23 protein-coding genes and 1 pseudogene are annotated in these 24,010 nt (G+C 63.1%); 14 read left to right on the forward strand and 10 right to left on the reverse strand.

What is annotated here, in order from left to right; genetic code table 11:
• Positions 1 to 2 precede the first annotated feature (2 nt).
• From AB3X99_RS13750 to AB3X99_RS13760, 3 genes are read left to right on the forward strand one after another with little or no spacing between them, the layout of a single operon-like run.
• Positions 3 to 1,145, forward strand: a complete 1,143-nt coding sequence (locus tag AB3X99_RS13750) for an acyl-CoA dehydrogenase family protein (protein ID WP_368617213.1) — start codon at positions 3 to 5, stop codon at positions 1,143 to 1,145.
• 17 nt (positions 1,146 to 1,162) lie between these two features.
• On the forward strand, positions 1,163 to 1,996 hold the full coding sequence (locus AB3X99_RS13755; RefSeq protein WP_368617214.1) for an SDR family oxidoreductase: 834 nt from the start codon (positions 1,163 to 1,165) through the stop codon (positions 1,994 to 1,996).
• Positions 1,993 to 2,571, forward strand: coding sequence for a nuclear transport factor 2 family protein (locus tag AB3X99_RS13760; protein ID WP_368617215.1), 579 nt, complete (start codon positions 1,993 to 1,995; stop codon positions 2,569 to 2,571). The genes AB3X99_RS13755 and AB3X99_RS13760 overlap by 4 nt, the downstream gene beginning before the upstream one ends.
• A gap of 52 nt (positions 2,572 to 2,623) precedes the next feature.
• Here the strand turns inward: AB3X99_RS13760 and AB3X99_RS13765 are convergent, their stop codons facing one another.
• The 4 genes from AB3X99_RS13765 to AB3X99_RS13780 form a co-directional block, all read right to left on the reverse strand.
• Positions 2,624 to 3,400: an SDR family NAD(P)-dependent oxidoreductase gene (locus tag AB3X99_RS13765; protein ID WP_368617216.1), complete on the reverse strand. Its 777-nt coding sequence runs from the start codon at positions 3,398 to 3,400 to the stop codon at positions 2,624 to 2,626.
• A 5-nt stretch (positions 3,401 to 3,405) separates the two neighbouring features.
• On the reverse strand, positions 3,406 to 3,726 hold the full coding sequence (locus AB3X99_RS13770; RefSeq protein WP_368617217.1) for a 2Fe-2S iron-sulfur cluster-binding protein: 321 nt from the start codon (positions 3,724 to 3,726) through the stop codon (positions 3,406 to 3,408).
• 21 nt (positions 3,727 to 3,747) lie between these two features.
• Positions 3,748 to 5,010, reverse strand: coding sequence for an NAD(P)/FAD-dependent oxidoreductase (locus AB3X99_RS13775; RefSeq protein ID WP_368617218.1), 1,263 nt, complete (start codon positions 5,008 to 5,010; stop codon positions 3,748 to 3,750).
• 111 nt (positions 5,011 to 5,121) lie between these two features.
• Entirely contained in the window at positions 5,122 to 5,850 is a 729-nt protein-coding gene (locus tag AB3X99_RS13780; RefSeq protein ID WP_368617219.1) for a TetR/AcrR family transcriptional regulator, read from the reverse strand.
• Between the two features lie 165 nt (positions 5,851 to 6,015).
• Between AB3X99_RS13780 and AB3X99_RS13785 the strand changes: the two genes are divergently transcribed.
• The 6 genes from AB3X99_RS13785 (at position 6,016) to AB3X99_RS13810 (ending at position 12,708) form a co-directional block, all read left to right on the forward strand.
• Complete coding sequence (locus AB3X99_RS13785) at positions 6,016 to 7,260, forward strand: cytochrome P450 (protein ID WP_368617341.1); 1,245 nt, start codon at positions 6,016 to 6,018, stop codon at positions 7,258 to 7,260.
• 114 nt (positions 7,261 to 7,374) lie between these two features.
• Positions 7,375 to 8,976 carry a GMC family oxidoreductase gene (locus AB3X99_RS13790; protein ID WP_368617220.1) on the forward strand — a complete coding sequence of 534 codons (1,602 nt, stop codon included), beginning with the start codon at positions 7,375 to 7,377 and terminating at the stop codon, positions 8,974 to 8,976.
• A complete protein-coding gene (locus tag AB3X99_RS13795; protein WP_368617221.1) occupies positions 8,973 to 9,743 on the forward strand; it encodes an enoyl-CoA hydratase/isomerase family protein in 771 nt (256 codons plus the stop codon). Before AB3X99_RS13790 ends, AB3X99_RS13795 begins: the two co-directional genes overlap by 4 nt.
• A gap of 49 nt (positions 9,744 to 9,792) precedes the next feature.
• Positions 9,793 to 10,947 carry a serine hydrolase domain-containing protein gene (locus AB3X99_RS13800; protein ID WP_368617222.1) on the forward strand — a complete coding sequence of 385 codons (1,155 nt, stop codon included), beginning with the start codon at positions 9,793 to 9,795 and terminating at the stop codon, positions 10,945 to 10,947.
• An 8-nt stretch (positions 10,948 to 10,955) separates the two neighbouring features.
• Positions 10,956 to 11,813, forward strand: a complete 858-nt coding sequence (locus AB3X99_RS13805; RefSeq protein WP_342947393.1) for a MaoC family dehydratase N-terminal domain-containing protein — start codon at positions 10,956 to 10,958, stop codon at positions 11,811 to 11,813.
• Positions 11,814 to 11,877: 64 nt separating this feature from the next.
• Positions 11,878 to 12,708, forward strand: a complete 831-nt coding sequence (locus AB3X99_RS13810; RefSeq protein ID WP_368617342.1) for a CoA ester lyase — start codon at positions 11,878 to 11,880, stop codon at positions 12,706 to 12,708.
• A gap of 63 nt (positions 12,709 to 12,771) precedes the next feature.
• On the opposite strand, the gene AB3X99_RS13815 is transcribed toward AB3X99_RS13810, so the two are convergent.
• Positions 12,772 to 13,677, reverse strand: a complete 906-nt coding sequence (locus tag AB3X99_RS13815; protein WP_069268787.1) for an SDR family NAD(P)-dependent oxidoreductase — start codon at positions 13,675 to 13,677, stop codon at positions 12,772 to 12,774.
• A 154-nt stretch (positions 13,678 to 13,831) separates the two neighbouring features.
• On the opposite strand from AB3X99_RS13815, the gene AB3X99_RS13820 reads away from it, so the two are divergent.
• Positions 13,832 to 15,034: a cytochrome P450 gene (locus AB3X99_RS13820; protein ID WP_368617223.1), complete on the forward strand. Its 1,203-nt coding sequence runs from the start codon at positions 13,832 to 13,834 to the stop codon at positions 15,032 to 15,034.
• A 32-nt stretch (positions 15,035 to 15,066) separates the two neighbouring features.
• The gene (locus AB3X99_RS13825; protein WP_069268785.1) at positions 15,067 to 15,237 is read left to right on the forward strand and encodes a rubredoxin; all 171 of its coding nucleotides are present in this window, start codon (positions 15,067 to 15,069) and stop codon (positions 15,235 to 15,237) included.
• Positions 15,238 to 15,280: 43 nt separating this feature from the next.
• Here the strand turns inward: AB3X99_RS13825 and AB3X99_RS13830 are convergent, their stop codons facing one another.
• The 5 genes from AB3X99_RS13830 to AB3X99_RS13850 form a co-directional block, all read right to left on the reverse strand.
• Complete coding sequence (locus AB3X99_RS13830; protein ID WP_368617224.1) at positions 15,281 to 16,477, reverse strand: acetyl-CoA C-acetyltransferase; 1,197 nt, start codon at positions 16,475 to 16,477, stop codon at positions 15,281 to 15,283.
• Between the two features lie 49 nt (positions 16,478 to 16,526).
• Positions 16,527 to 17,819, reverse strand: a complete 1,293-nt coding sequence (locus tag AB3X99_RS13835) for an acetyl-CoA hydrolase/transferase C-terminal domain-containing protein (protein WP_342947396.1) — start codon at positions 17,817 to 17,819, stop codon at positions 16,527 to 16,529.
• 13 nt (positions 17,820 to 17,832) lie between these two features.
• Entirely contained in the window at positions 17,833 to 19,029 is a 1,197-nt protein-coding gene (locus AB3X99_RS13840) for a CaiB/BaiF CoA-transferase family protein (RefSeq protein WP_342947397.1), read from the reverse strand.
• On the reverse strand, positions 19,026 to 20,012 hold the full coding sequence (locus AB3X99_RS13845) for an NAD(P)H-dependent flavin oxidoreductase (protein ID WP_368617225.1): 987 nt from the start codon (positions 20,010 to 20,012) through the stop codon (positions 19,026 to 19,028). The genes AB3X99_RS13840 and AB3X99_RS13845 overlap by 4 nt, the downstream gene beginning before the upstream one ends.
• A gap of 107 nt (positions 20,013 to 20,119) precedes the next feature.
• On the reverse strand, positions 20,120 to 20,896 hold the full coding sequence (locus AB3X99_RS13850) for an enoyl-CoA hydratase (RefSeq protein WP_368617226.1): 777 nt from the start codon (positions 20,894 to 20,896) through the stop codon (positions 20,120 to 20,122).
• Positions 20,897 to 21,116: 220 nt separating this feature from the next.
• On the opposite strand from AB3X99_RS13850, the gene AB3X99_RS13855 reads away from it, so the two are divergent.
• The 3 genes and pseudogenes from AB3X99_RS13855 to AB3X99_RS13865 all read left to right on the forward strand — a co-directional run.
• A complete protein-coding gene (locus AB3X99_RS13855; protein WP_069268779.1) occupies positions 21,117 to 21,911 on the forward strand; it encodes a crotonase/enoyl-CoA hydratase family protein in 795 nt (264 codons plus the stop codon).
• Between the two features lie 48 nt (positions 21,912 to 21,959).
• Positions 21,960 to 23,201 (forward strand): CaiB/BaiF CoA-transferase family protein, encoded by a 1,242-nt coding sequence (locus AB3X99_RS13860; RefSeq protein WP_069268778.1) that lies wholly within the window; start codon positions 21,960 to 21,962, stop codon positions 23,199 to 23,201.
• A 296-nt stretch (positions 23,202 to 23,497) separates the two neighbouring features.
• Positions 23,498 to 23,737: pseudogene (locus tag AB3X99_RS13865) on the forward strand (NAD(P)(+) transhydrogenase (Re/Si-specific) subunit beta); the annotation flags it as partial.
• Between the last annotated feature and the right edge of the window lie 273 nt (positions 23,738 to 24,010).

Consider the following 24,010-nt stretch of genomic DNA (forward strand, 5'->3'; position numbering starts at 1 on the left):
CCATGGACTTCAACTTCTCCGAAGAACAATTGATGCTGAAGGATGGCGCCGAGCGCTACGTCCATCAGGAGTACGGATTCGAGGCGCGCACGCACATCGCGGCGCAGCAGGAGGGCTTCAGCCGCGAGCATTGGCGCGCATACGCGGAGCTTGGCTGGCTTGGGCTGACCATGCCGGAAGATGTTGGCGGCCTGGGTTGTTCGTTTGTCGAAATGGCGATCCTGATGGAGGCGCTCGGCCGCGGCATGGCGCTCGAGCCGGTCGTGCAAACGGCACTGCTGTGCGCCACGATCATCGAGCGGGGCGACGCGCAGTCACAGCGCGAAACGCTGCTGCCCGCCGTCATCGAAGGCAAGCTGCTGCTTTCGCTCGCGGATAGTGAAGCGGGCAGCCGCTACAAGGTGGGTTGCCATGGGCGAACCCATGCTCGTAAAACCTCCTCGGGTTACCTGATCAGCGGTGCGAAGACGCTGGTGGTGGCCGGTGAGTCGGCAGACCAACTGCTCGTGACCGCGCGAGTGGAAACCGCATCGCAAGGCGTGGCCGTGTTTCTTGTCGACCGTCGTGCTGCGGGCGTCACGTGCCGGTCGTATCGCCTGCTCGACGGCTCCCGCGCGGCGGATCTCGACTTGCACGACGTCGAGGTCGGCGACGATGCGCTGATCGTCGGACCGGAGCGCGCGCTGGAGGTGCTCACGCAGGCAACGGAACTCGCCGCCATGGCGAGCGTGGCCGAGAGCCTCGGCATGATGGAGGCGGTGATGGCCATCACTTCGGAGTACATCAAGGGGCGATCGCAGTTCGGCCAGCCCCTCGGCAAGTTCCAGGCATTGCAGCACCGCATGGCGGAGATGTTCGTCGCCACGCAGGAAGCGCGCTCGATGTTGTACTGCGGGATCGCGCACCTGGACCATCCGGCGGCCGAACGCAGCCGGGCCATCTCGGCGGCCAAGGCCGTTGCCGCGCGTGCCAATCGCTTCGTTTGCGCGCAGGGCATCCAGTTGCACGGCGGCATGGGGCTGACCGAGGAATATCCGATCGGCCATTACTTCCGCAAGATGGCGATGATGGAAAAGATGTTCGGCGATATCGACTTTCATCTCGACCGCGTTGCGGCAAGTAACCGCACACTGGTAACGGTGTGAGCCCGGAGGAGCAGATCGTGCAACGCGTGAAAGACAAGATTGCGATTGTGACCGGGGCCGCATCGGGTATCGGCGCCGCCTGTGCCGCGAGGCTCGCGCAGGAAGGCGCGTTGCTGGTGGTGGCGGATCTGAATCTCGAAGGCGCGCAGGAGCAGGTTCGCCGTATCAAGGAGTCGGGCGGCCAGGCGGTTGCGGCACGTGTCGATATCGGCGACGAAAGCTCGATCGCGGCGTTGTTCGATCTCACGCTCGAGACGTGGGGCGGCCTCGATATCCTGCACAACAACGCCGCCGCCACGTCGCTTTCCAGTACGGTCGATGCGGCGGTCGAGGCGGTCGACGTCGCGGTGTGGGACGACACGATGCGCATCAATCTTCGCGGCACGATGCTGGCTTCGCGGCGCGCGCTGCCGCTCATGCGCTCGCGCGGCGGCGGTTCGATCATCAATACCTCTTCGGGCTCGGCTCAGGCAGGTGCGCTCGGGTACAGCGCCTATGGCGTCTGCAAGGCAGGCATCGAGAATTTGACGCGCTACCTAGCCGCGCAGCACGGCAAGGAGGGCATACGGTGCAACGCGATTGCTCCCGGGCTGATCGTCACGCCGGTGACTGAGGCTTACTACGTGGGCGAACTCGGGGAAATGATGCTGAGCCACCATCTCACGCCTCGCCTTGGGCAGCCCGAAGACATTGCGCACGCGGTCGTGTATCTCGCTTCGGATGAAGCCGCGTTCGTCACGGGCCAGGTATTCAACGTTGACGGTGGACTGCTTTCGCACCAGCCGTACTATGCCGATGAAATCCGCGCACGCTCGGCCAACGCGGCCATCGCGGCCAAGGGGGCGGCATGACGACGGACCTCAGCCTTCTTGCGCGTGTCGAACGCATCGAGGCGCAGCTCGCCATTCAGCAGTTGCCGGTGCGGTACGCGCTCGCGGTCGATTCGCGCGATCTGGACAGCCTCGTGCAACTGTTCGCCGAGGACGTCGATTGCGGCCGCTGGGGCGTGGGGCGCGCCGCGCTGAAAACGTTCTACGGATCCGAACATATCCTGCGCGGGTTTTATCGCAGTATCCACCAGATTTGCGGCCACGCAGTCGATTTCATCGACGCCGACCATGCGACGGGTACCGTATATTGCCGCGCGGAGCACGAGGACAACGGCTCGTGGGTGGTGATGGCGATCTGTTACTTCGATCACTATGTGCGGCGCGACGGGCAGTGGTATTTCGAGCGCCGCGAAGAGCAGCACTGGTATTCGACGGACTGGCTCGCACGTCCCGGCGCGCCGCGCTTCCAGAACTGGCCTGGCAAATATGAGGGCGACCGGTACCAGCCGCGTCTTCCTCAGGGCTTTCCGACGTGGGCGGCGTTCTGGAGCAAGAGCGAACAACACGCCATCGACGCATTGACGAAGGCGCCGTAAGCGCCGCCGTAATCGTGTTTGCGCCTTCGGCGCTAGTGCGCGGGCGAGTGCATCAAAGCGCCGCTTCCCCGCGCAGGAGCACGTCGGCGCCACCGTCCGCGAAGGGTACCTGGCCCACCATGTAGGCGTTGGCCGGACCGGCGAGGAACGCAAGGAGCGGAACGATCTGCTCCGCGCTCGCATAGTCCCGCACGGCGGTGGGTACACCCGCTGCAAGCGCCTCGCGGCCCTCGGCGGTTTCGAGCATCGGCGCGACCATCGGCGTTTTCACAATGCCCGGCGCGATGCCGTTCAGCAGCACCCCTTGGTCGGCCCAGCCAGGCAGCACGGCCGTGCGCCGTATCCATTGGGTCAGCGCGCGTTTGGACGACGCATAGCATTGCGCGCCGATTTTCGCGGCCTGTTCCCGCGCGGCGGTTTCGTCGCCGTGGAGGCATAACTCGACGAGCCGCGTATCGACGGGATGAAGCGAGGCCAGTGAAGAGATCACCACAACGCGGGGCTGCTTTCCACGCTGCAGGAGCGGCAACAGGCGCGGCAGCAGGTCCGCAACGCCGAAGTAGTTGACCGACACGAGCGTATCGCCGACGACGGGGGGAGATACGCCGGCGCACGCGACCACCGCGTCGATCGATGGCGCAATCTCCTGCACGCGCGCGACGAGCGCTGCACGTTCCGCCGGGTCGGAGAGGTCCGAACACACTTCGGCATTGTTCAGATCGACGCCAATCACCCGTTCGCCGAGTGCGGACAAATGCCGGGCGAGGGCGGCGCCCATGCCGGATGCCGCGCCGGTGATTAGCGTCGTGCGTGGGGCAGTCGTGGTCATGACGCTCAAGCCGCCGAGCCGGGCAGACGCACCACCAGGCCGTCCAGTTCCGGCGTCATGAAGATCTGGCACGTCAGACGGCTGTTTTCGCGCACGTCCATCGCGCAGGTGAGCATGTCGACTTCGTAGGACTCGGCCGCTGGCATGTGGCCGCGCCAGGCTTCGTCGACGTAGGCGTGACAGGTCGCGCAGCTGCAACTGCCGCCACAATCTCCGAGAATGCCCGGGACCTGGTTGTTCACGGCGGTTTGCATGACCGAGTCGCCAACGTTGGCGCTTACACTGGCTTCGTTGCCGTCCGGCTGGATGAATCGAATGAGCGGCATGGCTTCTGGACCTCTGAAAATTTAGTTGGACTGGGGAAGCAGACTTTTCAACGGGATCGACTCGTCGGCGAGATCGGCCGCACGAACCGGAATTTTCTCGGCGACGAACCGCTTTGCCAGCATGAATTCGGGCGCGCGGCTCACCGTGTCGGCTGCGAGCATCACGCCGTCCTTGAGATAAAACGCCGAAAACGAGCGGCTCTCGGGACTGCCGCGCAAGACGAGTTCGTCGTAGCCCTGGGACAGCCCGACCATCTTGAGCTTCAGATCGTATTGATCGGACCAGAACCACGGCACGCTGTTATAGACGCGCTCCTTGCCGCACAGCGACGCCGCGGCGGTGCGGGCCTGCTCGAGTGCGTTCGGCACCGACTCCAGGCGCAGCCGCCGGCCGAGCGCGGGATTGGGATGATTGGTGCAATCGCCGACCGCGAAAATATCCGGATCGGAGGTACGCGTATGCTCGTCCACCACAATGCCGTTGTCGACGGCGAGACCCGCGGCCTGCGCGAGTTCGGTGGCGGGCTCCAGTCCCACGCCGACGATGACGAGATCCGCCGCGACACGCGTGCCGTCCGCGCAGCAGATTGCGGCGACGGCGTCGCGGGACGCGTCGAGTTCGAATCCGCTCACGATCGCTTTCGTGCGGATGTCGACCCCGGCCTCGCGGTGCACTTTCTCGTAGAACGCGGAAAGCTCGGGCGCCGTGACGCGCGCGAGCACACGCGGCAATGCCTCGAGCACGGTGACGTGCAAGCCGCGCTTCACGGCCACGGCAGCCACTTCGAGGCCCACATATCCGCCGCCGATGATCACGAGGCGCGAGCCCGCATGAAACTGGTTACGAATGCGCGCGACGTGATCGAGCGTGCGAAGGTAGTGAAAGTTCTGCAGCTTCTCGATGGCTTCGATACCCGGCAACGCGAGTCGCCGCGCGCGGCCGCCGGTGGCCAGAACGAGCTTCGCGTAGCTGATCTCGCTGCCATTGGAGAGTGTGACCCGTTTCGCCTCACGGTCGATGCGCTCCGCGCGCGTATTCGGAACGAACTCGACGCGTGCCTTGTCGTAAGTCGAAAGCGGTTTCAGGTAGAGCTGCTCGGCGGTCGATTCGCCCGACAGGAATGCCTTCGAAAGCGGTGGCCGCTGGTACGGCAAATGCGGTTCTTCTCCCACCATCACGATGCGTCCCGTCCAACCCTGTTCGCGGATCGCGGTCGCGCATTCTCCCGCAGCGTGACCCGCTCCAACGATCAGCGCGGTGTTTTCTGCGTCTACAGCTGTCATAAGGCGAACTCCGTCTCGCACGGCCGCGCTCGCTGCGGCCTCAGTAATTTTGAATATTGTTCTAAATTGTGAACGACGGTCGCCGCGGCTGTCAATGCTCATCAACCCCGCTCACGCACCCCGTTGGTCCCGCGCGGAGTCGACCATCGCCTCTATGCCGCCAACCGCAAAGCGGATCAAATAGGTGCGCATGCGCTCGATATGTGGTGCCGTCAGTGCGCGCGTTCCGGATCGGGCTTCTTTCGCGTACAGCTCGTTGAGCACCAGGTGAAACACGGACTCGACGAAATGCTGCACGAGTTCGACGGTTTCCCGCGTCGTGCCGGGCAGTGCCTTCGCGAAGGCGTCGCGGTAGCGCGCCGCGGCCGGCGCGTATTGGTCGTAGAACGGCGCCGTGAGGTCGGGGCGCTCCAGCAGGCAGCCGATCTGGGTCAGCAGGCGCAGGTAGTTTCGCCACCCCGGGTCGCCGCTTTTCAGATGCGCGAAGGCCGGCGCGGAAAGCGCGGTCACGATGGCTTCCACATCGGGGCGCTCGCCATGTTGCGGCGCGAGCGCCGCTTCCAGCGATCCGATCACCTGCTGGCTGATCACGGCCGCGCGGCGGCCTATCGCCTGCTGGAACAGGGCGTCCTTGCTGCCGAAGTGGTAGCGCGCGAGGCTCAGCTCCATGCCGCAGCTCTGCATGATGTCGCGAATCGACGTACCGAAGTAACCATGCATCGCGAACAGCCTTTCGGCCGTATCGAGAATGCGCTCGGGCGTTGCGCTGCGAGCCGAAGCGCGAGGCTCCTTGTTATCGGCTGCCAGGCTGCTGGCGGCTTGGGTATTCCTCGACGACATAGTTTCCCTTTCATTACAGGCGCAACCCGGTCAAACGCCGGAGGCCCCTTCAACCGAATGATAAAACGTTCTTGCACAATCGTGCAAAATCGAACATAGTTCAACTATAGGTACAAACGGCAAGGCCGTGCACCTGCAATCGAACGACTAATGGAGACTGGAACCATGGCTGGCGCGCTGCGACTTGAAGACTTCGACGATCCGACGTTCAACCCCTTTTTCGAGGATTCGCTCGCTTACGGAGCCGATGCCAACCCGTATCCGCGCATTGCCGAGCTGCGCGAAAAAGGCATGGTTCAGGAAGGGGACTATCGTGTGCTGATGGGCGGTGCCGCGGACCTGACGATGTCCGATGTCGCGCACTACTGCGTATTCGGATACGACGAGGTATCGCAGGTGCTGGGTGATCCGGCGACGTTCTCGAACAAGTCTTACGAGCGCAATATCGGCATCAGCTTCGGACGCAGCATTTCGACGATGGATGCGCCAGAGCACCCGCGCTACCGCCGCATTTTCCAGAAAGCGTTCTTGCCGCACACGGTGGCGGCATGGGGCGACACATTGGTCGATCCTGTGGTAAACGAACTGATGTCGAAGTTCGTGGATCGCGGGCATGCGGATCTCGTCAACGAGTTCACGCTTCACTATCCGTTCAATATCATCTACCGCCAGCTCGCATTGCCGCCGGAGGACGTGAAGATCTTCCACAAGCTGGCGATCGCGCAAACGCTGGTTTCGATCGACGTGGCGCACGGCGTGGAGGCATCGACGAAGCTGGGCGCTTATTTCGCGCAACTCGTCGAGGCGCGCCGCAGCAATCCAGGCGACGATCTCGTCAGCGCGCTGGCCACCGCGGAAGTCGATGGCGAATTGCTGCCGGACGAGGTCGTCATTTCGTTCCTGCGCCAACTCGTGAATGCGGGCGGCGACACCACTTATCGCGCAACCAGCGTGCTGCTGCTCGCACTGCTGCGCGATCCGGCACAGCTCGAAGCGGTGCGCCAGGATCGTACGCTGGTCGCCCAGGCGATCGAAGAGGCTCTGCGCTGGGACGGTCCGGTGTTGATGCAGTCGCGCATGGCGACGCGTGACGTCACGCTCGGTGGCGTCGAGATTCCCGCGGGCGCATTTCTGGACGTGCTGGCGGGCAGCGCCAATCGCGATCCCAGCCGCTTCCCCGATCCGGACAAGTTCGACATCTATCGCAAATCGGCTCACCGCCATTTCGCGTTTGCGTATGGACCGCACGTGTGCATTGGTCAACATCTCGCGCGTGTGGAGATGACGCGCGCGCTCAACGCGATCCTCGACCGACTGCCCAATCTTCGTCTCGATCCGGCCGCGCAGGCTCCGCAGATCAACGGCATCATGATGCGCGTTCCGCATTCGATTCCCGTCGTCTTCGGCTAATCAGAACAAAGCCGGCCTCATGGGTTTTTCACGAGGCCGACCGACAAGACAGGTGCCGCTGGCCAGCTCGCATATTGAGTTGCCCGGCGCGCACCGACGGTGGAGAACGCATTGATGACGGAGTTTGACTATGTCGTGGTTGGCGCGGGCGCCGCAGGTTGCGTGCTCGCCAACCGTCTTTCGCAAAGCGGGCGCCATACGGTGCTGCTCATTGAAGCAGGGCCCGAGGACCGCAGTCCCTTGATCCGGATGCCAAAGGGATTCGGAAAGCTGCTGGGCGATCCGGCTCACGCCTGGTTCATCCCCGTGCAGCCCGACGACGGCAACGGGCACCGCAATGAAATCTGGCTACGCGGCAAGATGCTCGGAGGTTCGAGCAGCATCAACGGCATGGTGTACATGCGCGGACATCCCGAGGACTACGACGGATGGAGCGAACTGGGCGTGGAGGGCTGGAGCTGGCAAAACCTGGCGCCGTGCTTCAGGCAGATCGAAGATCACGCGCTGGGCGCCGACGAACTGCGGGGATCGGGCGGCCCACTGAAAGTCTCGCCGTATGCGCAGCGCAACCGCATTGGCGACGCTGTTCTCGAGGCGTGCCGGTCGCTTGGTATTCGGCGCGTGGAGGATATCAACCGGCTCGATCACGAGGGCGTGGCTTATCTGATCTACACGATACGCAACGGGCGGCGGCAAAGCTCGGCCGAAGCGTTTCTGAAGCCCGTTCGTTCGCGCAAGAATCTCACGGTCGTTACTGCGACGCAGGCTGTGCGAATCGTTTTTGACGGCACGCGCGCAACAGGCGTGCAATGCGAAAGCGCGGGGCAGCAGATCGTCTATCGTGCACGCCGCGAACTGATTCTGTCGGCCGGAGCGATCGAGTCGCCGCGGCTTTTGCAGTTGTCGGGCATTGGCGATCCCGGTCATCTGCAGTCGCTTGGCATCCCGATCGTGGCAGCGATCCCGGGTGTCGGGCTGAACATGCGCGAGCACTATCTGTATATGGTGCAGGCGCGTTTGCGGCATTGGCGCGACTCGCAGAACCGGCAGTTCAGCGGCCTGCGCTTGTGGCGCAACGCGATGCAGTATTTCCTGTTCCGCCGTGGCGTGATGTCGCTCGGCTCGTATCAGGTGGGCGGCTTCGTCAAGACTGCTCCCGACGCGAAGCGCCCCGACGTTCAGTTGATGATGGCGCCGTACTCGATGGATTTCGGCGCAGCCGGCTACGCGTTCGAGAGGTTCCCTGGCATGCAGCTCTTCAGCTATCCACTGCGTCCGCGCAGTGAAGGACATGTGAGGATTCAGTCGGCGGACCCCCGTGTGCCGCCCGAGGTCGTTGCGAACTACCTTGCCGATTCGTACGACCAGCGGATGGCCGTCAGCGCATTCCGGCTCATGCGCAACGTGCTGGCCGCCGAGCCGCTAGCCGGCCTGCTGGAAGGAGAAACGCGTCCAGGTTCCGCCGTTCAGACCGACGCCGAGATCCTCGACCTCTACCGGCGCGAGGGGCAGTCCGGCTATCACGCCTGCGGCACCTGCAAGATGGGCTCCGGTCCGCTTGCCGTGCTCGATTCGCGCTTGCGGGTGCGGGGCGTTGAAGGCCTGCGCGTGATGGATCTCTCCGTGACGCCCACGATGATCTCCGGCAACACCAATGGCCCCATGATGGCGATGGCATGGCGTGCCGCCGGCCTGATCCTCGAGGATGCGCGATGAGCCACCTCGAGGACTACGGCAGGCGCTTTGCGAACATCGAATTCGAGCGGCGCGATGGCGTTCTTCTGGTACGCCTGCACACGAACGGCGGCCCGCTCAAGTGGGGCGCGCTCGACGGCAGCATTCACAGCCAGCTGGGCGAGGCGTTCTATCAGATTGCACGCGACCTCGAAAATCGCGTAGTGATCCTGACGGGCACCGGCGATGCGTTCTGCGACGCCATGAACTACGCCGAGCTGCCGGCGGAACCGCTTGCGCAAATCTGGCCGCGCCTTCAGCGCGAGGGGCAGGACTTGCTCATGCAACTGCTGGACATTCCGGTTCCCGTTATCGGCGCGATCAACGGCCCGGCGCTCATTCACGCCGAGTTGCTCGTGCTCTCCGATATCGTGCTCGCGTCCAGTCACGCTGAAATCTCGGATCAGGCGCACTTCGTTCACGGCGTCGTGCCGGCGGATGGTGTGCAGATCGTCTGGCCGATGTTGGTCGGCCATAACCGCGCACGCCACTTTCTGCTCACCGGCGAGCGCATGACGGCGCAACGCGCGTGGGAGCTTGGCGTGGTCGGCGAAGTCGTCACGCAGGAAGCGCTGCTCGATCGCGCCTGCGAGATCGCCCGCAGCCTCGCGGCGAAGCCGATCGAAACCCTGCGCTATACCCGCGCGGTCTTTGCTCAGCCGTTCAAGCGCCGCATGGCCGACGAACTGGGCTACGGACTCGCGCTCGAAGGGATCGCCGGTATTGCCGCGCAGTCTGGCAAGACCTAGCCGTCAAAGCGACATGTTCACGAATGGGAGACACGATATGGACCTGGCAGTGCATACATTAACCGGGCGAAACGCGATCGTTCAAAAGGCGCTCGACCGTGCGACGCGGGAGGGTGGCGAGATCGGCGTGCAGGTGGCGGCCTATCTCAATGGCAAACTCGTGATCGACGCATGGAGCGGCGTGGCCGATCCGGCCACCGGCCGCCTCGTTGACGGCGATACGCTCTTCAACGTCTATTCGGTGACGAAGGCAGTCGCGGCAACCGCGCTGCACATTCTGGCAGACCGCGGGCTCATCGAATACGACGCGCCGGTCGCGCGCTATTGGCCGGAGTACGGTGCGCACGGGAAAGACAAGACGACGGTACGCGATGTGCTGACTCACCGCGCCTGCGTGCCGCAGATGCCGGACGGCGTGACGCCGGAACTGATGTGCGATTGGCAATGGATGACGCGCGCCATCGCGAACCTGGAGCCGCTCGCCGAGCCGGGCACGAAGACGCTTTATCTTTCGATGACCTTCGGCTGGATCGTTGGGGAACTGGTCCGACGCGCCGACCCGAAGAAGCGCTCGCTGGGCCGCTTCGTTCAGGAGGAGATTGCGAAGCCGCTCGGTATACACGATCTCTGGATTGGCATTCCTGATGAAGTCGAGCCACGCATTGCTCGTCTTACCGATGCAATGGTGCCGGTTCCCGCGGAATACCTGCCGCCGCTGTTCTTGCGCTCGATGCCGCAGCAGGTCGCACTGACGCCGCATGTGTTCGAGCGCCCGGACGTACGGCGCGCCGAGGTGGCGGGCGTGGGCGGGATCTTCAATGCGCGTAGTGAAGCGCGTTTCTGGGCGATGCTTGCGTGCGGTGGTGAGCTGGACGGGGTGAGGATCCTTTCGAAGGAACGCGTGGCCACGCTGAATACGCCCCGCGCCAACAGCGAAGAGCCGGACCCCGTGATGTTCGGCTTTCCGATTCCGATCACGATCGGCGGCTTCTGGTTCGGCGGCAATCATCCGCCGGTAACGGCGGCGCGTTCGCCGCGCGCATTGTGTCATCCGGGGCAGGGCAATTCGATCGGCTGGGCGGACCCGGACACGGGACTCGCGGTGGCAATCTGCCACAACAAGCTGTTCAATCCGACCACGCCGGAAGAAGATCCACTGCTCCCGATTGCTGTTGCGATTCGTGAAGCACTCGATCTGGAGTGATCACCGCAATGGTCATGGATATCACGTATTTGCAGCAATGGACCGGACGCACCGAGGAAGTGCGGGACCAGGTCACTCTCACGCCGATGGCGGCGCTCGGCGCCATGCTCGACCGCGACGACCCGTCTGCTGCGGCGGGCGATGACTTGCCGCCGTTGTGGCACTGGCTTTATTTTCTGCCGGTTCATCGTCAGTCGATGGTCGGGTCGGACGGTCATCCAAAGCGTGGAGGTTTCCTGCCGCCTGTCGACTTGCCGCGGCGTATGTGGGCGGGCAGTCAACTCGAGTTTCTGCGGCCGCTGAAGGCGGGAAGCGCGATTACGCGTCTTTCGCGCATCGAAAGCGTTGCGCACAAGCAGGGACGCACCGGCGACCTGGTGTTCGTCAACGTCAAGCACGAGGTTGGCGATGTGGCCGGCGTTGCGATCGTCGAACGCCAGGATATCGTTTATCGCGATCATCCGGCGGGGAGTGAAAAGCCGGCTGCGCCACAGGCCGCGCCCGCGAGCGCTCAGTGGGCGCGCGAGGTCGTTCCCGATCCCGTGCTGCTGTTTCGCTATTCGGCGCTCACCTTGAATGGTCATCGTATTCACTACGATCGGCCATACGCGACCGGCGAAGAGGGATATGAGGGGCTCGTCGTGCACGGCCCGCTGCTCGCCACGCTACTTATGGACTCGCTGAGATCCGAGCTGCCGGGCGCGCGCGTGCGATCGTTTTCGTTCCGCGCGATCAAGCCGGTGGTGGACACGTCACCTTTCTACGTCTGCGGGAAGCGGGACGAATCGGACCCCGGCAAGGTGATGTTGTGGATTTCGGGTAGCGATGGGTCGTTGCGCATGGAAGCATCGGCCGTGCTCGCCTGATGTGTTGAATCCGGTCCGCCAACGTGTCTTAACTTCCGCGGCCCGGTCTCTGAACTGGAGTTTTATGCGTTCGTTTCTTTTTGTGCCTGGGAGCAAACCCGAGCGATTCGCCAAGGCGCTCGCGGCAGGCGCCGATGCAGTGATCGTGGACCTCGAAGACGCCGTCGCTGACGCGGATAAGGCGTCAGCACGGGCACATGTTGCCGATGCCGCGCGAACATTTGTGGCTGCGCCTGTTCGCGTGCTGCTGCGCATCAACGGCGCAGGCACTCAGTGGTTCGAGGATGACCTCTCGCTTGCAGCGCTCGACGGTATCGATGGCATCGTGCTGCCCAAGGCGGAGAATTCGGCAGCGCTGACCGCTGTCGCCACGGCAACGCAGAAGCCGATATGGCCGATCATCGAATCCGCCGAGGGCGTCTGGAACGCGTTGGAAGTGGCGCGCATGCCCGGTGTCGAGCGGCTCATTTTCGGCTCGGTGGACTTCGAACTCGATCTCGATTGCGATGGTTCATGGGACGCGTTGCTGCACGCGCGTTCGCGCATCGTGCTGGCCTCGCGTGTAGCCGGAATTCAGTCTCCGGTGGATGGCGTAACCGTGGCGATCAATGACGAACAGCAACTTGCGGAGGACTCATCGAAGGCAAGATCGCTGGGTTTCGGCGGCAAGCTGTGCATTCATCCACGCCAGGTTGAAGCGGTCAATGCCGCGTTCAGCCCGAGCGCAGATGAAATTGCCAAGGCGCGGCGAATCGTCGAGGCGTACGAGCGCGCTGAAGGCGGGGCAGTGTCCATGGATGGACGGATGGTGGACTTGCCGGTCTTGCTCAAGGCAAGACGCATAGTCGGTTTGTCCGAAAAGACCGAAAGCGTGCGCGGTTCGGCAGAAGCGTAAGGAGAACTGCGGGGCGCCCGCGCCGCCACCGCATGATGTGGCGCGGGCATGGTCCGATTGAATTTACACCGGATCCCACGGCGTCAGCGCCATGGAGGGCACGTTCGGGAAGAAGCTCGATTCGAACGCCGGCATGACCTGCTCGGCAATCGCTTCGGGCGTCCAGCCGCCGTCGCGATGCAGCGAGCGGATCATGCGGATCTGGTTGAAGAAGTAGATTTCGTTGGCGCGCACACCGAAGATCTGCCCCGAAACCTTGGTGGCCTGGTCGGAGGCAAGGTACACGGCGAGCGGCGCAATCTTGCGCGATTCCATGCGCTTGAGAATCTCGACGCGTGCCTTTTGCTCGGGCGTTTCCGAGGGAATCGAGGCAGTCATCGCAGTCCATGCCCACGGCGCGATGCAGTTAGAGCGCACGTTGAATTTGGCCATGTCGAGCGCGATCGACTTCGACAGACCGACGACACCCATCTTGGCGGCCGAGTAGTTGGCTTGCCCGATATTGCCGATCAGACCCGACGTGGAGGTCATATGAACGAAGCTGCCGCCGTTTTGGGCCTTGAAGTGCGGAGCCGCAGCACGCGCCACGAAAAACGACCCGTTCAGGTGGACGTCGACCACGGCCTTCCACTCGTCGAGGCTCATGTTGAAGAACATGCGGTCGCGCACGATGCCGGCGTTGTTGACCACACAGTCGATGCGGCCGAACGTGTCCAGCGCGGCCTGCACGATCTTCTGCGCCGAATCCCATTCGGCGACGCTGTCCATCGAGGCAACCGCTTGTCCGCCGGCCTCCTTGATTTCCGCGACAACGCGCTGTGCGGCGAATTCGCCGGTTTCGGCGTTACGACCGAGGTCGTTGACGACGACCTTGGCGCCGTTCGCCGCGAATTGCAGCGCGAAGTCGCGCCCGATGCCGGCACCCGCACCCGTTACCACTACCACCTTGTCCTTGACGAAATCGCTCACTCTTGTCTCCGTTCGATACAGGCGTTGATGTAGAAAAGCTCGCCTCGGTATAATAGCAAAACTGAACGACGTTGCATAATATGAACGCTGACGCATTGACGCGCAGTGTGGCGATTCATCCATTCGAAGACGACGAAATGAAAGGAGACGCAAGATGAATCATACGAAAGACTGGACCGTGCCGGACCATGTTCCGCGAGAACTCGTGGTCGATTTCGACTATATGAACCCGCCTGGCGCGCAAGACGATGTTCATCTGGCATGGAAGTCGCTGCACGCGGGGCCCGACATCGTATGGTCCCCTTACTATGGCGGCCACTGGATCGCCACGCGAGGCGAAGATATCGACGCGATGCAGAAGGACCATACGCGCTTCTCGCATCAAAGCGTCAACATTCCGCCGCTCAACGAGTCGCGGCTGGTGCCGCTCGAACTCGACCCGCCTGAGCACACTGCGTACCGCAACCTGATCACGCCCGCTTTTCTTCCGCAGGCAATCGCGTCGCTCGAGAGCGACGTGCGCAGCCTCGCAATCGAGTTGATCGAAAAGATCGCTCCGCGAGGCGAATGCGAGTTCGTCTCGGAGTTTTCGAAGATCCTGCCGATCGTGATTTTCCTGCGTCTCGCAGACCTTCCGTTGAGCGATCGCGAGCAACTGCTCGAATGGGCGGAGTGGGCCGTACGCGGCAATCTCGACGAACGCATCGAATCCCAGCACCGTCTTGGCGGCTATATCGCCACGTGGGTGGAAAAGCGCAAGGCCCAGGCGGGTGGCGACCTGGTCAGCCTGATCGTCAACGCGCAGATCGATGGCAAGCCGATCAGCCCCGCGCGCATGTTCGGGATGTTTATCGTCGTGCTGTTCGGCGGTCTGGATACCGTCGCCTCGTTGATGGGTTTCATCGCGCGTTTCCTCGCCGAGAATCCGGCGCACCGGCGGCAGCTCATCGAGAATCCGGAACTGATGGTGTCGTCGGTCGACGAATTGATCCGGCGCTTTGGCGTGGCGAATACCGCGCGACTCATCACTCAGGACATGGAATACAAAGGCGTCCAGTTCAAAAAGGGTGACCAGATCCAGTTGCCGAACTCTCTGTTCGGCCTCGACGACCGCAAGTTCAGCAACCCGCTTGCCGTCGACCTCACGCGCAAGCCGGTGATGCACGCGGCTTTCGGCAACGGACCGCATCGCTGCCCGGGCTCGTTTCTCGCGCGCACGGAGATCAAGGTGTTCCTGCAGGAATGGCTCAAACGCATTCCCGATTTCCGCATTCGCGAGGGCGACAAGCCACGATGCGGCTCGGGCTCGGTCAACGGCATGCTTTATCTGCCGCTCGCCTGGGACGTAGCGCCCTGACACAACCCCACCTCAACGACTCATAGACGATCATGAAAAAGTGGCAATGCATTTTTTGCGGGTTTTACTACGACGAAGCAGTGGGACTTCCGGCGGAGGGCATCGCGCCCGGTACCCGCTGGGAAGACATCCCGGATGACTGGGCATGCCCCGAGTGCGGCGCGACCAGGGCCGACTTCGTGATGGTCGAGGTGGAGGCCTGAGGGCACGCGCACGGCACCAGGCCGTGCGCTGCGTCGCCCAGTGTCAAACGCGCTCGAAGACGGCGGCGATACCCTGGCCGCCGCCGATGCACATGGTCTCGAGCGCATAACGCCCCTTTCGACGCGTCAGTTCGTGCAGGAGCGTCGTCATGATCCGCACGCCCGTTGCGCCAATCGGGTGGCCGAGCGATATGCCGGAGCCGTTCACGTTGAGCCGGTCGGTATCGTGCCAGTTCCAGCCTTTGAGGACTGCCAGCACCTGGCATGCGAACGCTTCGTTCACTTCGACGAGATCCATCTGATCGAGCGAGAGGCCCGTGCGCGCCATGAGCTTCTGGACCGCAGGCACGGGTCCGATCCCCATACGCGAAGGCTCGCAGCCGGCGGCGGCCCAGCCGGTCAGCCAGGCGATGGGTTCGAGCCCGAGCGCTTCGAGACGGTCTTCCGCGACGACGAGGCAGGCGGCCGCGGCGTCATTCTGCTGGCTGGAATTGCCGGCGGTCACCGTGCCGCCCGGCATCAAAGCGCGAAGCTTGCCGAGACTTTCCATGCTGGCGTCCTCCCGGAATCCTTCGTCCCTGGAGAAAAGGAGCGGCTCGCCCTTCTTCTGGGGCACGCTGACCGCAACGACTTCCTCGGCCATGCGGCCCGACTCCCACGCCGCCGCCGCGCGCTGGTGGCTGCGTAACGCGAATTCGTCGGCGGCCTCGCGGCTGATGCCATAGTCGGTGGCGAGATTTTCCGCCGTCTCGATCATTCCGGAGATATAGCCGAAGCGAGATTCGGGCTGCGAGCGCTCGCGGCCGCGTGCGAGACGGTCGTGAAACTGAACGGAGCCCGAACGGGCGCCCCAGCGCATGTCCGTGCTGTAGTACTCGATGTTGCTCATGCTTTCTACGCCGCCGGCCAGCACCACGTCGGCGGCGCCGGTCTGCACCATCATCGCTGCGGTGGCGAGCGCCTGCAGGCCGCCGCCGCAGCGACGGTCCAGTTGCATGCCCGGCACCTCCACGGGCAGGCCCGCCTGCAGCGCGATCCAGCGGCCCACGCAGGGCGTTTCGCTGCTCGCGTACGATTGTGCGAACACGACGTCGTCGATGCGAGCGGGATCGAGTCTCGCTCGCCAGATCGTTTCGTTCGCAACGAGTGCGCCGAGTTCTTCGACGGAGACACCGCGCAGGCTACCGCCAAAGGTGCCGACGGGCGTTCGTACGGGGGACACAATTGCTGCGCGTTTCATGGGACAGTTCCTTGCAGGGTTCGAGTTTCTGATTCGGGCCCGATGGCAATCAGGCGACGAGCGTCGCACTTCCGGAACGATTGGAAGGCGGGGCGCCGGCCATCTGGTCGAGAGCGCCACGATGGTCCGGATGGGCAATCGCAAGCATGCGCTCGCGCCGTTGCCGCAGCGTCAGTCCGCGCAGATCGGCAACGCCATATTCCGTCACCACGATCCCGGCGTCGCTGCGCGGCGTGCTGACCGGGCCGGTCAACGACGCGACAATGCGGGTGGCGCCCTTGCCAGCCGTGGAGGGCAGTGCGATGACGGGAACGCCGCCACGAGAGCGTCGCGCGCCGCGCAGGAAGTCCAGCGCGCCGCCCACCGCGCCCACGTACACGCCCCCCGCGATTTCGGCGTTGATCTGTCCGCTCAGATCGACTTCGACCGCCGAGTTGATGGCGACGAAGCGATCGATGCTCGCGAGCACATGCGGGTCGTGCGTGTAGCGGGTCGAACGAAACTCGATGGCGTCGTTGCGATGCGCGAACTCGTGAATGCGGCGGCCGCCCATCATCACGCCGGCGATGGTCTTGCCCATGTCGATGGATTTGCGCGCATTGTTGATCACGCCGGTTTGCATGAGGTCGGCGACTTTGTCTCCGATCGTCCCAGAATGAATGCCGAGGTTTCGACGATCGGAGAGGCACGCAAGGATCGCCTCTGGAATCGCGCCGAGACCGAGTTGAATCGTGGCGCCGTCTTCGATCAAACTTGCCGTGTACCGCGCGATCGCCAGATCCGTTGCGCTTGCTGCGCTGGGCGAACTTTCGGGTAGAGCGCGCGACGTCGGCAGGATGAAGTCGATCTCATCGTCGCGAAGGTAGCGCTCGCCGTACGTCCAGGGCGCCTGCTCATTCACCTCTGCGACGACGACGCGCGCGTGCTTCAGTGCCGGAATCAGATACTCATGCGCAATGGAGAGGCTGTAGCGACCCAGGGAATCGGGCGGCGCCAGCTGCAGCAGCAAGACGTCGATGGGAAACTGGCCCGACTCCATCATCTGGGGAAACTGCGAGTAGTGGCACGGAAGAATGTCGAGTGCGCCAGCCTTGGCCAAAGCGCGGTTGGCGCCTGTGCCGCAGTACGAAACGAAATCGATGCAGTCAGCGTGCTCCGGCCGGCACGTGTCGAAACGACTAGCGCCCAGAAAAATCCGAAACGCGCCGATGCCGTGCCGTTGCTCTAGCAACTTTCTCGTGAGCGGGAGGGGCTCCGCGCTTGACTGACCCCACGCGACGGTATCTCCGGGACGAACGATGGATGCGAAGTCGACGGAGTCCGCCTCTAGCAGTAAAGGCATGATGTTGTTCGCGTCAGTGCGTAGTTTGAGTCATTGGCGCAACGGCATAGGTGTCGTCGTGCTGCCCACGCACGGCGCCCGACGCGATGACTTCCGCGATCCGCTCTTCGCTGTATCCGATGCTGCGCAGCACGTCTTCCGTATGCTGGCCAAGGCGCGCAACGGCGAGCGGCGGCGCTGCAGGCTCCATGCGGAAATGAATCGGGCTTGCAACGTGTTTGCGTCCGGACGGATCGCTCTGAATCATCGCGCGCTCATGCGCATGCGGATGGTCGAGCGCTTCGGCGAGCGAGAGCACCGGCGCGACGCTGATGTTTCGGCCCTCGAACCAGTCGAGCCATTCATCGAGAGTGCGGGTCAGGAAGGTACGCGTCAGGAATGCGCGCACCCGCGTCTGACCGTCGCCGGCCGGACCGATGGCGTCGCCGACCAGATCCGGGCGGCCGAGTGGCGTAAGCAGGTTAGTGGCAAAACTGCGCTCCCGGCCGCCGAGGCAGAGCCATTTCGAATCGGCGGTCTCATAGCTGCTGAGCAGTGCGAGACCGCTGTCGTCGTCTGGCGTTTCCTGAGATGAAACGTCCGGCGTGTTGAGCAAGCGGCCACTCAGATACGGCTGCGCCGTGAGCGCCGCATCGAAGAGCGAGACGTCGATATAGTCGCCGCGCCCGGTTTCCCGCGCGCGCAGGAGTGCCATCAACACAGCGGACAACGCCGTCAACGAACCGGCGAGCGCCGCGAGCGACGGCCCCGTGGTAACGGGCATCCCGCGGCTATCGCGCGGCAGCGTGCCCGCGAGCGCTTGAATCACCGGATCATGGGCGGGCAGTTGAGAGAGCGGGCCATTCTGTCCAAATGCGGTCATCGCGCAATAAACGAGTCGCGGGTTCGTCCGGCTCACCGTGTCGTAGTCGATCCCAAGGCGGGCGGCGACTCCCGGCCGTGACGATTCGATCACCACGTCGGCCTCGTTCATCAGCTTGAGCGCCGCCTCGCGTCCGTCGGGATGCTTCAGGTCGAGGGCGATGCTGCGCTTGCCGCGGTTGATTGCGGCGAAGAACGCGCCATCCGTGCCCGGTGCACCGCGTGTGGGGTCGCCGGTGACCGGTTCGATCTTGATGACCTGCGCCCCGTGTTCCGCGAGATTGGCGGCGAGGAACGGACCCGGCATGAACTGTGACAGGTCCACGACGCGAAGACCGGTGAGTTTCATGCGAGAGCGGCTCCGAAGCCGAGCTGGCGTTGCGCGATCGCGGCAGCCTCCTTCACGATGCGTTCGATCAGTTCCGCACAAGTCGGCAGGTCGTGGATGAGACCGGTCACGATCCCGGCGGGGAACGCGCCGCCTTCGACTTCTCCCGTGCCGAATGCGTCCATCCAACGCTTGGCTCCGGTCAGCGCGTAGAGGTCGGCATGCGTCACGTGCCTGCTGCGCTCGAGTTCGAGCGCGGCGAGGCTCACGCTATTCTTGATCACACGGCTTGAATCGCCGAGCGAGCGGCCGACCACCACCGTATCGCGCTCCGTCGCTTCCAGCAGACGTTGCTTGATCGCCGGGTGGACCTGCGATTCTTGCGTGAGCATGAAGCGCGTGCCCATATTGATGCCGTCCGCACCGAGCGCCAGAGCCGCCATCAGACCGCGCCCATCGGCGAAACCACCGGAGGCGAGAATCGGCACCTTCAGCTTGTCGGCGGCGGCGGGAATCAGGATCAGTCCCGGGATATCGTCTTCACCGGGGTGCCCCGCGCATTCGAACCCGTCGATGCTGATGGCGTCTGCGCCGAGCGATTCGGCCTTCACCGCGTGGCGGACCGTGACGCACTTGTGGACGACCTTGACGCCCTGCGCCTTGAATTCGGCAATGTATTTCGCGGGATTGCTACCTGCCGTTTCCACGACCTTGACACCCTGCGAAACGATGGTGCGCACATACGCGTCATAGTCGAGACCGGCATTCGCGCCGAGTACGGTCAGATTCACACCGAACGGCTTGTCCGTGAGCGAACGCACTTTGTCGATTTCACGCGCGAGCGCGTCGGCGCTTGCATGTGTATGCGCGGAGATGAACCCAAGACCGCCCGCGTTACCTACGGCCGCTGCCAGTTCGGCGCGCGCCACCCAGCGCATGCCGCCTTGAATGATGGGGTATTGGATGCCGAGTAATTCAGTAATGCGGTTGACGTAGGGTTTCATCACGTGCCTGTAGTCTGGGGAGGGAGTGTGGGTGCCAGAGGAGGGCGCTGGATGCGCGCGGCCTGGCGTGCTCGGTTAGCCACGGCAGAAGTGGCTTTTTCAGCGATTCAACAATCGCGGAACTGCGGCCTGCGTTTTTCGGCGAAGGCCGCCATGCCTTCCTTGCGGTCTTCGGTGGCGAAGGTCGAATAGGCCATGCGCCGCTCGAACAGGATGCCTTCGGCGAGGCTCGATTCGTAAGCACGGTTGACGCACTCTTTCGCCATCGCCACGACCGGTTGCGAGAATCGGGCAATATCGTCGGCTGTTTTCAGCGCTTCGCCGACGAGCGTATCGACAGGAACGATGCGGCTCACGAGTCCGCATCGTTCGGCTTCGACAGCGTCCATCTTGCGGCCGGTGAGAATCATCTCCATCGCCTTCGATTTGCCGAGCACCCGCGTGAGGCGCTGCGTGCCGCCGGCGCCGGGAATGGTTGCGAGCGTGATTTCGGGCAGGGCGAAACGCGCGTTGTCGGCGGCCAGAATGAAGTCGCACATCATGGCCAGCTCGCAGCCTCCGCCCAACGCGAGACCGGCGACGGCGGCGATGACCGGTTTACGGCAACGCGAGGTGCGCTCCCAGTTCGAAGTGATGAACTGGTTCTTGTAGACGTCCATGTACGTCCATTCGCCCATCATCTTGATGTCGGCTCCGGCGGCGAATGCTTTTTCACTGCCGGTGAGCACGATCGCGCCGATGGCAGGATCGGCCTCGAGGCCGTCGAGTGCGGCCGTCAGCTCGTCCATCAACTGGTTGTTCAGCGCGTTATAGGCATGCGGACGGTTCAGCTTGATCAAGCCGGTCTTGCCGTGAATTTCGACGATGATCGTCTCGTAGGCCATGGTCTTTCCTTGCGGGAATCAGGGTGAACACTTAAGCCAGCATCGGTATCTGCCCGGCCTTGCTTGTATTGGCTGTGGCACCCCGTGCAGACTGCGTCAGGTCGTGCCGCGCGTTGCCAAATTTGTGAACGACGTTTATGATTCTGAATGTGTGACCCGGCTTTGTCAATTGAGCCAATGGTCAGATTCGCTAATGGAAAACACCGCGAGGAGACAGTGCATGACGACTCGTCACGAGGACGGACAGATTCGCGTTGAACAACGCGGGAACCTGCTTTTGATAGGCATCGACCGGCCGGAAAAGCGCAACGGCTTTACCCCGAAGATGTTCAGGGAACTGGCCGCCGCTTACACGCGGCTGGAGAACAGCAGCGATCTGTTCTGCGGTCTGGTCTATGCCGAAGGCGACCACTTTACGGCGGGGCTCGACATGCCGAAGATCGCGCCGCTGCGCCGTGAGGGCAAACCCTTGCTTCCGGAGGGCGAGGTCGATCCGTTCAATTTGCGCGCGCCGCTGCGCACCAAGCCGGTCGTCATCGCTCTCAAGGGAATCTGCTTTACGGTCGCGGTCGAATTGATGCTCGCATCGGAAGTGGCCGTGGCCGCCGATAACTGCCGTTTCTCCCAACTTGAAGTGAAGCGGGGGATCATGGCAGGTTGTGGTGCGACGTTCCGCATGGTCCAGCGTGCCGGCTGGGGCAACGCGATGAAGGTGCTGCTCACCGGCGACGAGTTCACTGCCGAGGAGGCGCGCCGCATGAACTTCGTTCAGGACGTCGTGCCGGCGGGCCAGGAATTCGACCGCGCGCTGGCTATCGCAGAGCGAATCGCCGCGCAGGCGCCGCTCGCCGTGCAGGCCACGATGCAGAACGCGCGTGTTTCACTGGGGCAAGGCTGGCAGGACGCCTACGCGACGATTCAGTCGACGCAGCAGTTTCTCTACAACACGGAAGATGCAAAGGAAGGCGTTCAGTCCTTCATCGAAAAACGTACGGCGAAGTTCGTCGGACGCTGATGCATGGCTTGCGGCGCGGCGGGTATGAATTCAAGGGGACAGTTTGATATGACAAAAGGCGCGTTGACGGGAGTTCGCGTACTCGACCTGAGCCGTATTCTCGCGGGGCCCTGGGGGGCGCAGATGCTGGCGGATCTCGGCGCGGAGGTCATTAAGGTCGAGCGTCCGGGCAAAGGGGACGATTCGCGGCAGTTCGGCCCGCCGTTTCTCATGGATCGGGAGGGCAAGGTTACGCGCGAATCGACGTTCTTTATCAGCGCGAACCGTGGCAAGAAGTCGATCACGTGCGATATTTCGACGCCCGACGGCCAGACGCTGATCCGCTCGCTGGCTGCGCATTGCGACGTGCTGCTCGAGAACTATAAGGTTGGCGACCTGAAACGCTACGGGCTCGACTACGAGAGCCTCAAACTCGTCAATCCTCGCTTGATCTACTGCTCGATAACGGGGTTCGGACAAACCGGGCCGTACAGTCCCCGCCCCGGATATGACTCGATTTTCCAGGCGATGGGCGGTCTGATGAGCGTCACGGGCAACGGCGACGACGTGCCGGGCGGCGGACCGATGAAAACGGGGCCCAGTCTCGCGGACATCCTTTGTGGACAGTACGCGGCGTCCGCGATCATCGCCGCGCTCTATCATCGCGACGCGGCACAAGGCGGCAGTGGGGAGGGGCAGTACATCGACCTGGCGCTGCTGGACGCGATGATCGCCGCCACCTCGCACTATGCGAGCCAGTACCTCGTTTCGGGGCAGGTTCCGGTCCGGCGCGGTACGGAGGGAAACGGCGGCATGCCGTCGCGCATGTTCCGCTGTGCCGATCGCGACATCATGATCGTTGCGGGCAACAACGAACAATACGCGCGGATGTGCCAGGTCCTCGGGCATCCCGAACTCGCCAGCGACCCGCGATTCAGCGAGATTGCACTGCGAGTGAAGAATCGCCGCGCGCTCGGCGAAGTGTTCGAACCGCTGATCGCCGAATGGCAAAGCGATGAACTGCTGGCGGCTCTCGACGCGGCAGGGGTGCCGGCGGGGCCGATCAACAATCTGGAACAAGTGTTCGCCGATCCCCACGTGCAGGCGCGTGCGATGTGTGTTGAAGTCGCGCATCCGCTCACCGACGAGGCGGTCCGTATGGTTGCCAATCCGGTGAAGATGTCGGGCACGCCGATCGATTCGTACGGCGCGCCGCCGATGCTCGGGCAGCACACGGACGCCGTGCTGCACGATGTGCTGGGTATGTCGCAGTCCGATATCGATACCTTGCGCGAAAAGAAGGTAATTTAGAAAGTACGATCTTGCGAAGCGCAGCCCTTCGGGGCTGCGCTCTCTTGCGGACTATCCATATCAATCAGGACAACGAATTTCACTGTCGTTGCGAGACATTCGAGGATGGTTGCGGGGTTGCGCGAACCCTCGGCGGCCAACTGGCTTGTTTCGCATCACGCTTTTGCAATCAGGGGTTCTTTGATGCACATTGGAATACCCGCAGAAACTCGGGCGAACGAAACCCGCGTGGCCGCGACGCCGGAGACACGAGCGGTTCATCGCGTGGCACATGATGTACGAGAGGATCGCGCCGGGTGCTGGTGCTCGGCGCGAACGACGTGGTGAACCCGGCGGCGAAGAACGATCCGAAGTCGCCGATAGCGGGCATGCCGATCATCGAGGCGTACAAGGCGCGCACGATCATCGTGAACAAGCGCTCGATGGCGGCCGGCTACGCGGGCCTCGACAACGAACTCTTCTACATGGATAAAACCATGATGGTGTTCGGCGACGCGAAGAAGGTGATCGAGGAGATGGTGAAGGCGGTGGAGTAAGCGGTAGCTAAAGGACGAATCATGACGACTGAGAATAGCAATAGCGGTATCGCAGGCACAACCGAGGTCGAAGTCGGGTATCTCGAAGCGGGCGGGGGTGCTTCAAATCATTCACGCCTGCATCAACGATCGGACGCTGCCCACGGCCGTCGAAAGTCACCCCAGTGGGCATGGGCGGTCTGCCGCAGCGAATACGACTGGATGGACGTGCACTTGCCGTTCTTCACATCGGAATGGTACTGATTGCTTTCTTGAAAAGCGGCATCGAGATCG

The sequence above is a fragment of the Paraburkholderia sp. BR10882 genome, from assembly GCF_040948855.1.
GTDB classification, from domain to species: domain Bacteria; phylum Pseudomonadota; class Gammaproteobacteria; order Burkholderiales; family Burkholderiaceae; genus Paraburkholderia; species Paraburkholderia nodosa_A.

Bases quoted from the DNA above. Each gene is read 5' to 3' on its own strand.
- AB3X99_RS13785 (WP_368617341.1), top strand. From the start codon at position 6,016: ATGGCTGGCGCGCTGCGACTTGAAGACTTCGACGATCCGACGTTCAAC.
- AB3X99_RS13790 (WP_368617220.1), top strand. From the start codon at position 7,375: ATGACGGAGTTTGACTATGTCGTGGTTGGCGCGGGCGCCGCAGGTTGC.
- AB3X99_RS13825 (WP_069268785.1), top strand. From the start codon at position 15,067: ATGAAAAAGTGGCAATGCATTTTTTGCGGGTTTTACTACGACGAAGCA.
- AB3X99_RS13850 (WP_368617226.1), bottom strand. From the start codon at position 20,896: ATGGCCTACGAGACGATCATCGTCGAAATTCACGGCAAGACCGGCTTG.
- AB3X99_RS13750 (WP_368617213.1), top strand. From the start codon at position 3: ATGGACTTCAACTTCTCCGAAGAACAATTGATGCTGAAGGATGGCGCC.
- AB3X99_RS13810 (WP_368617342.1), top strand. From the start codon at position 11,878: ATGCGTTCGTTTCTTTTTGTGCCTGGGAGCAAACCCGAGCGATTCGCC.
- AB3X99_RS13770 (WP_368617217.1), bottom strand. From the start codon at position 3,726: ATGCCGCTCATTCGATTCATCCAGCCGGACGGCAACGAAGCCAGTGTA.
- AB3X99_RS13775 (WP_368617218.1), bottom strand. From the start codon at position 5,010: ATGACAGCTGTAGACGCAGAAAACACCGCGCTGATCGTTGGAGCGGGT.
- AB3X99_RS13765 (WP_368617216.1), bottom strand. From the start codon at position 3,400: ATGACCACGACTGCCCCACGCACGACGCTAATCACCGGCGCGGCATCC.
- AB3X99_RS13860 (WP_069268778.1), top strand. From the start codon at position 21,960: ATGACAAAAGGCGCGTTGACGGGAGTTCGCGTACTCGACCTGAGCCGT.
- AB3X99_RS13805 (WP_342947393.1), top strand. From the start codon at position 10,956: ATGGTCATGGATATCACGTATTTGCAGCAATGGACCGGACGCACCGAG.
- AB3X99_RS13795 (WP_368617221.1), top strand. From the start codon at position 8,973: ATGAGCCACCTCGAGGACTACGGCAGGCGCTTTGCGAACATCGAATTC.
- AB3X99_RS13760 (WP_368617215.1), top strand. From the start codon at position 1,993: ATGACGACGGACCTCAGCCTTCTTGCGCGTGTCGAACGCATCGAGGCG.
- AB3X99_RS13840 (WP_342947397.1), bottom strand. From the start codon at position 19,029: ATGAAACTCACCGGTCTTCGCGTCGTGGACCTGTCACAGTTCATGCCG.
- AB3X99_RS13780 (WP_368617219.1), bottom strand. From the start codon at position 5,850: ATGTCGTCGAGGAATACCCAAGCCGCCAGCAGCCTGGCAGCCGATAAC.
- AB3X99_RS13855 (WP_069268779.1), top strand. From the start codon at position 21,117: ATGACGACTCGTCACGAGGACGGACAGATTCGCGTTGAACAACGCGGG.
- AB3X99_RS13830 (WP_368617224.1), bottom strand. From the start codon at position 16,477: ATGAAACGCGCAGCAATTGTGTCCCCCGTACGAACGCCCGTCGGCACC.
- AB3X99_RS13835 (WP_342947396.1), bottom strand. From the start codon at position 17,819: ATGCCTTTACTGCTAGAGGCGGACTCCGTCGACTTCGCATCCATCGTT.
- AB3X99_RS13845 (WP_368617225.1), bottom strand. From the start codon at position 20,012: ATGAAACCCTACGTCAACCGCATTACTGAATTACTCGGCATCCAATAC.
- AB3X99_RS13820 (WP_368617223.1), top strand. From the start codon at position 13,832: ATGAATCATACGAAAGACTGGACCGTGCCGGACCATGTTCCGCGAGAA.